This window comes from Nocardia lijiangensis NBRC 108240 (assembly GCF_001613045.1).
GTDB lineage: Bacteria > Actinomycetota > Actinomycetes > Mycobacteriales > Mycobacteriaceae > Nocardia > Nocardia lijiangensis.
The window spans coordinates 1-8,314 of the sequence record NZ_BDBP01000168.1 but is presented as its reverse complement, the minus strand read 5'-3'; the positions used below and the strand labels follow the sequence as shown (position 1 = coordinate 8,314).

Genomic DNA, 8,314 nt, shown 5'->3' with positions numbered 1-8,314 from the left:
CCGCGGACGCGGCGGCTCCGCCTGCGCCGGTCGGCTCTGGTTCGGATCCGGCAGCCCCGACAGCGAAGTGGCGCGCGGCCGAGTCGGATCGTGCGGTCCGGGAGCCGCGGTGCGCGGCGGGGTAGACGGCGCCGAGGGCGTCGCGGGACGCGGCGGGGGCGGAACCGAATCGATGCTCTGGGTCGGCGCTTCGGCCTCGATCTCCTCGATGGTGCGCGGACGGCGCGGGGTGCGCGGCTGCTTGCCCTCGGACACGGCGGGCATCTGCATCGTCACCGGATCGGTGATGGGGGTGGTCTTGACCAGGTCGACCACCTCGCCGCCGCCGGGGCGCTCGTCGTCGAGGATGGGTTCGCCGAGGCCGATCTTCTGCTGGATGCGCTTCATCCAGGCGGGCGCCCACCAGCAGTCGTCGCCGAGCAGCTTCATGGTGGCGGGCACCAGCAGCATGCGCAGGATGGTCGCGTCGATGAACAGCGCCGCGATCAGGCCGTAGGCGATGTACTGCATCATCACCAGGTCGGAGAACGCGAACGCGCCGACCACCACGAGCAGGATCAGCGCGGCGGCCGTGATGATGCGTCCGGTGTGCGCGGTGCCCGCCCGCACGGCCTCCGTGGTGGACGCGCCCTGGGTGCGCGCCTCGACCATCCGTGAGAGCAGGAAGACCTCGTAGTCGGTGGACAGGCCGTAGATCACCGCGATGATCAGCACCAGCACCGGCGACATGATCGGCTGCGGCGTGAAGTTCAGCAGGCCTGCCCCGTTGCCGTCGACGAAGATCCAGGTCAGGATGCCCAGCGTGGAGCCGAGGCCGAGCGCGCTCATGAGCGCGGCCTTGATCGGCAGCACCAGCGAGCCGAAGGTCAGGAACATCAGCAGCGTGGTCACGAACATGACCAGCGCGATCATCAACGGCATGCGGTTGAGCAGCGCGTCGATGCTGTCCTTCTGGATGGAGGGCTGGCCGCCGACGTAGAGCTGGACGTTGTCGGGCACGTCCATCGAGCGCAGGTACTCGATGGTCGGATCGTAGTTCTCCGAATCCTCGAGCGTGGCGCTGGTCCGATAGATGTCGGGATCGCTGGTGGATCGGCTCGGCACCTCGAACTTGCCGTTGAGGCCGGGCGCTTCGCCGGCCTGCTTCCAGACCTGGCCGACCGCGGTGCTGTCGTCGGAGACCATCACCAGCTGCACCGGGTCGGTCTTCTTCAGCGGGAAGACCTCGTAGAAGTTCTCCAGCGCCACGCGGGTCTTGTTGTCCGGCGGCAGGTATCGCTCGTTGATGCCACCGAAGGCCAGATTCTTCACCGGGATGATGAGCAGCAGCAGGCCGATGCAGATCGGCACGGCGATCTTGAGCGGGTGCTTCATCACCCACTGCGTCGTCTTGCCCCAGAAGCCGTTCTCGACTTCCTCCGCGGTCTTGGTCTTGCGGAAGCGCTTGAAGCCGAGCATGTCCACGCGCGGGCCGAGCACGCCGAGCATCGCGGGCAGGATGGTGATCGCGGTGAGCGCGGCCAGCGAGACCGTCGCGATGGTGCCGTAGGCGACCGATTTCAGGAAGCCCTGCGGGAACAGCAGCATGCCGCCGAGGCTGGCGATGATCATGGTCGCGGAGAACACGACCGTGCGGCCCGCCGTCATCACCGAGCGCCGGACCGCCGCGCGGGTGTCGTAACCCTCGGCGAGTTCCTCGCGGAACCGGCTGACGATGAACAGGCCGTAGTCGATGGCGAGGCCGAGGCCGATCATCGAGACGACGCCGGAGACGAACGAGTTCACCTCGGTGAACTTCGTCAGGAACATGATGATGCCGTTGGCGCCGATCACCGTCAGACCGCCGACGACCAGCGGCAGACCCGCCGCGACGAGACCGCCGAAGATGAAGAACAGCAGCACCGCGACCGCGGGGATGGCGAGCATCTCCATGCGCTTCTGGTCGGCGGCCATGGTGTCGTTGAGTGTGCCCGACACCGCTTGCAGACCGGTGACCTGCACGTCGACGTCCGGAATGTAGAAGACGTCCTTCACTTTCCGGTAGTTGCGCACCATGTCGGTGTCGTTGTCGCCGACGATGGCGATGGAGGCGAAGGTGTACTTCTTGTCCTTCGACCCGAAGGTCAGCGGGACGCCGGGCCCGGTCTCGGTCTGCCAGTAGGCGCCGTTGACCTTGGCGATCTCGTCCGGGTGTTCCTTGGGCAGCCGGTTGAGGTTGTCGACGATCTTGTCGCGGAACTGCGGGTCATCGATCGTCTTGCCGTCGGGTGCGGTGTAGAGCACGATCACGTCGCTGGTGTGATCGCGCCCGAAGGCCGCGTCGGCGATCCGCGCGGCCTCCGCGGATTCCGACGTCGGGTCGTCCCATCCGCTGGAGCTGAGGTGGTGTTCCAGGCCGAGGCCGTAGCCTCCCAATGCCAGGAGGGCCGCGCTGACGATGCCGATGACGGCCCAGCGCAGCCGGTAGACCAGATCGCCCCAGCGTGTGAACACTAAGCGACTCCTTGGGCGGGGCGAGAGGTGAGCAGCGCCGACAGCGGCCGGAACGGCTGCAGCCAAGCGCCCTCGTCGGGCAGCGAGTCGAGGCTCACCCTCGGCAGCGGTTCACGGAACACGCCAGGGATGTCCTCGAGGTCGATGAATTCGAGCGTATCGGATGTTACGGCCCAACTCGCGTGCTCGCGGAAGCCCAACACCTGAACGGGAATTCCGCGCGCGGCCAATCGTTCGAGTGGCTCGCGGAATGCCTGGCCGTCGGCGGAGGCGACCATGATTCCGGCCAGTCCGGCGCCGCGGCTGCGGAATTCGATGTGCCCGAGCATGTCCGCGTCGACGTCGGAGTCCTCATCGACCTTCGGCTTGGCGAACACGGCGTAGCCGACGTTGCGCAGCGCCTCCACCCACGGGCGCACCACGTCGGCGGTGCCTGGCGCGATATTGGTGAAGACGGTGGCCTCGGGCTCGACCCTGGTCGCGCTGCCGACCGACAGCTCGGCTGTGCGCGCGAGCAGCCAGCGGCCGAGCGCGTCGAACCGCGGACGGTACGCGGCGGTCGGGCGGCCACCGAGGATGGCACCGAGACCCATATCGAGGTTGGGCGCGTCCCAGACGAGCAGGACGCGGCGCACATCGGGCGCCGAGCCGCCGAGACCTTCCGATCCGGTTCCGTGCACCTCCGCGGTGACGTCCACCACCTCGTGGGCCATCTCGCTCACACTCATGTTGTCGCCTCGCTGACGCTCGGCTTCGCCATGGCCTTCCGGACGGCTGAGCTAATTGGTCGCTCGCTGCGCTCGCTCATCATTCGATCTTGCCCCATATGAACTCGGTGATGGCGCTACCTGCGCGATGTGCCTTGCCTTCGAACTTGGTGACAGGGCGGTCGAAGCCGATCGGAGCGCTCGCCCTGTTCTCCGCGCTGACGCCGCCTGTCGCCTCGTTCAGGCCGATCAGCAGTGGTTCCGCGGCGCCGACTTCGGCGATGTGTTCTGCGTAACCCGCGTGGTCGGTCGCGACATGCAACACACCGCCCGTCCGGAGCCTGGTTGCGATGAGCGCGAGCGTCGCGGGCTGCAGCAGCCGCCGCTTGTGGTGCCGAGCCTTCGGCCACGGATCGGGGAAGAACACGCGGACGCCGGTCAGCGACTTCTCGGCAATCATGTGCTCGAGCACGTCGACGGCGTCGCCGCGCAGCAGCCGGATGTTGTCGATGCCCTCGCGCTCGATGCGTTGCACGAGCTGAGCGAGGCCCGGCTGGTACACCTCGATGCCGATCAGGTTCAGGTGCGGCTCGGCCTGTGCCATCTCCGCGGTGGCAGTGCCTGTGCCGCAGCCGATCTCGATGACGAGCGGGGCATCGCGACCGAACCAGGCGGCGGCGTCCAGCGGTGCGTCGGAGACCTCGCGGCCGATCTTCGGCCACATCCGATCCCAGGCACCCTGCTGGTTCGGTGTCAGCGCGCCCCGGCGGGAGCGGAAGCTGGTCACCCGCGGGTACAGGCGGGAGCCGGTGGGCGATCGTCTGCCGGCCTCGAGCGGGGCCGACGCTGTGGACGGCCTGCCCGGAACCGACTCGACAGTGTGGTTGGCGGCGTCGTTCACGGCGTCCATTGTCCAGCATCCGGCGAAGAGCACGGCAATCGAACCCCGGCCGCGTGGTCTTCGCGAGGTCAGGCGGCGCGTTCGGCGACGATCCTCGGTGCGGGCGGGGTCTCGCCGCGCAGCGGCCGCCCGAGCACGACCTTCACCGTGGTGCTCGCCATTTCCAGCAGTCCGCGCAAGCCGGTGGGGGAGGCCAGCACCGACCACACGGTGGAGTCGGAGTCGCCCGTCGGCGGCTCGCCCGCCAGCCGGTCGGCCAGCCAGGCCAGGCTGATCGGGGTGGCCAGCGGCAGCATCGAGAAGTGCTCGCTGAGCCGGTCGCGCACGTAGGTGACCGACGCACCGCCGCGCCGGTAGCGGGCGACCTGGCCGTCCACGCCCGCCATGTGGATGACCTGGTCGTGCACGGGTTGCAGCACGAGCAGGGGGCAGGTGGGGGTGGAGTTACCGAGGCGCAGGTCGTCGAACATGTCGCTGAACTCGGGTGTGGCCAGCAACTCCTGCAGCGGGCGTTGCAGGAAGTCGTCCATCTTCTTGCCCGCCAGCGCGAGGATCGCGCCGAGCGGCGTCGAGGTCTCGGCCGTGGTGACGAAACGATGTCCTTCGGGCGTTAGTTCGTCGTCGATCACCGCGCCGAGGGCCGGGTAGAGCCTGCGCAGCGCGGCGATCACGATGGCGGGCAGGCCCGCGTAGCTGCCGCCGTTCAGCCTGCGGAACACCTGCTCGGGATCGCCGACCGGTGCGCCGAGCACCGCGCCCGCGATGTTCAGCTCCGGCGCGTAGGTCGGCGCCATCTCCACCACCCAGGAGCTGGCCATGCCGCCGCCGGAGTAGCCCCAGACGCCGATGGGGGTGTCGGCGTGCAGGCCGAGCGGGGGGAAGCCGAGCGCCGCGCGGACGCCGTCGAGCACGCGGTATCCGGGTTCGCGCGGTGCGCCGAAATTGCCGTGCGGTCCCTCGTGGTCGGCGATCGAGACCGCCCAGCCGCGGCGCAGCGCGTTCGCGACGAGCAGCCATTCCACCTGGGTGACCGCGCCGAGCGCGCGGGAGCCGCGGCGCAAGGCGTAGGACGGCGAGCACTTCTCGGTGACCGCGTCCATGGCGGTCTGAAAGGCCAGCAGTGGACGGTCTTCGGACGGGTCGGCGCCGTCGGGCAGCAGCACGGTGGTCACCGCCACCTCGGGCTCGCCGTGCAGATCGTTGCTGCGGTAGAGCAGCTGCCAGGCCGAAACTTGTTGCGGCACAATGCCGAAGAGTGCGAGGTCGATGGCGCGGCTGCGCAGGACGGTGCCCGCGGGCCTGGCGGCGAAACCGCGTGGCGGCCGGTAGAACGGGTCGGTGCTCGGTAGTAGCGGCTTGTCTCCCGGCGGCAGCGCCTGCGCGCCGCGGCCCGGCCGGTGGCCGGCGGCCTCCGGATCGCTGTCGACAACACCGATGGCGTCGACGGTCATCGCAACCTCCTCGACGGGCCGGAGCGCTTGCTTGAAAAGCGAAGCTGCGCACCGCCGATGGTGCCGACCACCTGTGCAGAGTAAGTGAAGCCCGGTATCCGTGTGAACCCTGGTAACAGGGGTCTGCGGCGGCACTAGACTGCCGACATGAGTTCACCGACCGTGTTCATCACCGGTGCGGCGGCCGGAATCGGCCGGGCTACGGCACTGCTTTTCGCTGGGCACGGGTACCACATCGGCGCCTATGACATCGACGAGGTCGGCCTCTCCCGGCTCGCCGCGGACATCAACAGCGCAGGTGGCAAGGTGCGCACTGGGGTTTTGGATGTGACGAACAACACGCACTGGGAGGAGCGGCTCGCCGAGTTCTACGAGGCGACGGGCCGGCTGGACATCCTGATCAACAACGCCGGGATCCTGCGCTCCGGCCCCTTCGAAGACATCGACCTGGCCACCCACCAGATGATCATGGACGTGAACCTCGGCGGCGTCCTTGCGGGCACCCACCACGCCTTCCCGTATCTCCGGGACACCAGGAAATCCCAGGTGGTGAATCTCTGCTCGGCGTCGGCGATCTACGGCCAGCCCGAGCTCGCCAGCTACGGCGCGACCAAGTCGGCGGTCAAAAGCCTCACGGAGGCACTGGATCTCGAATGGTCGCGGTACGACATCCGGGTGATCGCGGTGTGGCCGTTGTTCGTGGCGACCTCGATGGTGGACGGCATGGACACCGGGGCGACCAAATCGCTCGGTATCCGGCTGACCGCCGCCGACGTGGCCGAAGGTATCTGGGAGGCGACGAGCAAGCGCCCCCGGCTCCCCCGGGTGCACTACGAGATCGGCACGCAGGCAAAGCTGCTGGCCGCCGCCGCGAAGTACGCCCCGAGCTGGGCGGTCCGCGCAGCCAACAAATACTTCACCGGTTCCTGAGCGGTCGGGACTGCCGGTTACCGCTCGGTCTGACAGAATTGCGCCTCGACAAGGGGGTGTGCATCCATGCCGACGGCCACTGATTTCAACGGGCAGATGCGTGAACGGGGTGTGCCCACGCGCGAACAGGATCAGCTGGATCGGCTTCTCGTCGATCTGCAATCGGGGGGCGGGCAGGCCGCCGTCATCGGCCATCACGCCAACAGCGCCGTCAACGCGTGGCGCAGGCCGCCGCGCATCCAGGTGACCGGGCGCGCGCACGCCGGCCGGACCACGGTGCTGCACGCGCTGGCGCTGATGTCGGCCGCGGAGACCGGACCGGTCGACGAGCCGGGGGCGCCCGACCCGGTGCTCGACGCCGACATCGTCGTCTACGTCCTCGCGGGCGCGCCGCTGCCCGCCGACCGCAGGGTGCTCGCCGAGCTGCCGCCCGAGCGCACGGTGGTGGTGCTGAACAAGGCCGACGCCATCGGCTCGCGCTGGGGCGACGCGGTCACCGCCGCCGAGCAGTACACCAGGGAGCTGGGCATTCTCACGCTGCCGGTGGTCGCCGCGCTGGCGGTGCGGACCAGGGCGGGCGCCGTCACCGACGCCGACATGGCCACGCTGCGCAGGCTCGCCGCCGACGCGGATCCCGCGCTGACGCTCTCGCCGGACCTGTTCGTCTCGCCGACCGCGGGCCCCGACGTCGCCGAACGCGAGCAGCTGCTGCACCGCTGGGAGCTCTACGGCATCACCTGCGCGCTGAGCGCCCTGCGCCACGATCCCGAGCTGAGCCCGCACGCGATCCTGCAACTGCTGCACGCCGCCAGCGGCATCGACGCGCTGCACCGGCTGCTGCACCGCCGCTACGAACAGGTCTCGGCGTTGCGCGGCGGCGAACTGCTCGACGAACTGGCCCGGCTGGCCGCCCGCGCGGTGCCCGGCGAGGCCGGACAGGCCAGGGACGTCCTAGAGGACTACCTCTACGGCGACGACGCGATGTGGCTCGCCCTCTGCGCCGGACTGGCCAATCCGGCGGTCGCGCATCTCGCCGCGGGCTACCCCTCGCCCGCGCCCGCCGACGCCGACGACGCACTGAGCAGGGCGGCCCGCTGGCGCGCTGTGGTCGCCAGCGACATGCCGCCTGCGGCGCGGCGCGCGGCGCTGCGGGTGCACAACGGATACATCCGACTATGGGAGCGAATGAGCAGTGCCGGACTCTGATCGACCGGATCCGGCACCGCGGGGGCCAACCCCGCCGGAACCGCTCTCGTCGGATGTGGAGGCGGTGGTAGCGCGCTGGAACCCGCAGGGCACGGCGTTGCTGAAGGCGATACGCGGCGCCGGAACGGCCTCGACGGTCGCGTTGATCGGACCCGACGACGCCAACACCACCCTGCTGCGCACCGAACTCGCGCGTTTCGAACCTCGCATCGATCTCACCGATCCGATGGCCGACGTCAACGCGGCCGTGGAATCCACCGCGCCCGCTGGCGGCGCACCCTCCGGCGTCGCGCTGATCCTGCTCGACGCGGGCACCAGCCTCGGCACCGACACGCTGGAGGTGGTGCGGCGGCTGCGGTCCGACGGCACCCTGATCCTGCTCGTCATGAACGGTGTGCACGCCTACCAGGACTGGCGCACGGTGCGCTCGCACAATCTCGAGCTGCTCGTCGCGCAAGGCTTCGACGACCTGGACATCCTCCCGGTCTCGGCGCGCCTGGCCGTCGCCGGACGCACCGGCGGCGACGCCGGGCTGATCGACCGCTCCGGGCTGACGGCGCTGCACGCCGAACTGACCGCTGCCGCGGCGGGCGCGGAGGCGTCCGGCGGCGAGCGGCAGAGCGCCG

The 8,314-nt window shown here is 69.5% G+C and carries 6 protein-coding genes and 1 pseudogene; 3 read left to right on the top strand and 4 right to left on the bottom strand.

Translation table 11 applies throughout. The features are described 5' to 3' along the window. The 4 genes from NL1_RS35045 to NL1_RS35030 all read right to left on the bottom strand — a co-directional run. A partial coding sequence (locus NL1_RS35045; protein WP_245673733.1) for an MMPL family transporter occupies nucleotides 1-2,493 on the bottom strand: 2,493 nt, incomplete at its 3' end. Then, nucleotides 2,493-3,221: an NYN domain-containing protein gene (locus NL1_RS35040; RefSeq protein WP_067849035.1), complete on the bottom strand. Its 729-nt coding sequence runs from the start codon at nucleotides 3,219-3,221 to the stop codon at nucleotides 2,493-2,495. The genes NL1_RS35040 and NL1_RS35045, both read right to left, overlap by 1 nt. A 79-nt stretch (nucleotides 3,222-3,300) precedes the next feature. Continuing rightward, nucleotides 3,301-4,110: a tRNA (guanosine(46)-N7)-methyltransferase TrmB gene (gene trmB / locus NL1_RS35035; protein WP_067849032.1), complete on the bottom strand. Its 810-nt coding sequence runs from the start codon at nucleotides 4,108-4,110 to the stop codon at nucleotides 3,301-3,303. A 59-nt stretch (nucleotides 4,111-4,169) separates the two neighbouring features. Beyond that, the gene (locus NL1_RS35030; protein WP_084511410.1) at nucleotides 4,170-5,552 is read right to left on the bottom strand and encodes a lipase family protein; all 1,383 of its coding nucleotides are present in this window, start codon (nucleotides 5,550-5,552) and stop codon (nucleotides 4,170-4,172) included. 147 nt (nucleotides 5,553-5,699) lie between these two features. On the opposite strand from NL1_RS35030, the gene NL1_RS35025 reads away from it, so the two are divergent. The 3 genes and pseudogenes from NL1_RS35025 to NL1_RS35015 all read left to right on the top strand — a co-directional run. Beyond that, a complete protein-coding gene (locus tag NL1_RS35025) occupies nucleotides 5,700-6,482 on the top strand; it encodes an SDR family oxidoreductase (protein WP_067849030.1) in 783 nt (260 codons plus the stop codon). A 66-nt stretch (nucleotides 6,483-6,548) separates the two neighbouring features. After that, entirely contained in the window at nucleotides 6,549-7,688 is a 1,140-nt protein-coding gene (locus tag NL1_RS35020; RefSeq protein ID WP_067849026.1) for a hypothetical protein, read from the top strand. Nucleotides 7,689-7,752: 64 nt separating this feature from the next. After that, nucleotides 7,753-8,314, top strand: a pseudogene (locus NL1_RS35015) (hypothetical protein); the annotation flags it as partial.

Excerpts from the sequence above, each read along its gene's own strand:
- NL1_RS35020 (WP_067849026.1), top strand. The coding sequence starts at position 6,549 with ATGCCGACGGCCACTGATTTCAACGGGCAGATGCGTGAACGGGGTGTG.
- NL1_RS35030 (WP_084511410.1), bottom strand. The coding sequence starts at position 5,552 with ATGACCGTCGACGCCATCGGTGTTGTCGACAGCGATCCGGAGGCCGCC.
- NL1_RS35040 (WP_067849035.1), bottom strand. The coding sequence starts at position 3,221 with ATGAGTGTGAGCGAGATGGCCCACGAGGTGGTGGACGTCACCGCGGAG.
- trmB (WP_067849032.1), bottom strand. The coding sequence starts at position 4,110 with ATGGACGCCGTGAACGACGCCGCCAACCACACTGTCGAGTCGGTTCCG.
- NL1_RS35025 (WP_067849030.1), top strand. The coding sequence starts at position 5,700 with ATGAGTTCACCGACCGTGTTCATCACCGGTGCGGCGGCCGGAATCGGC.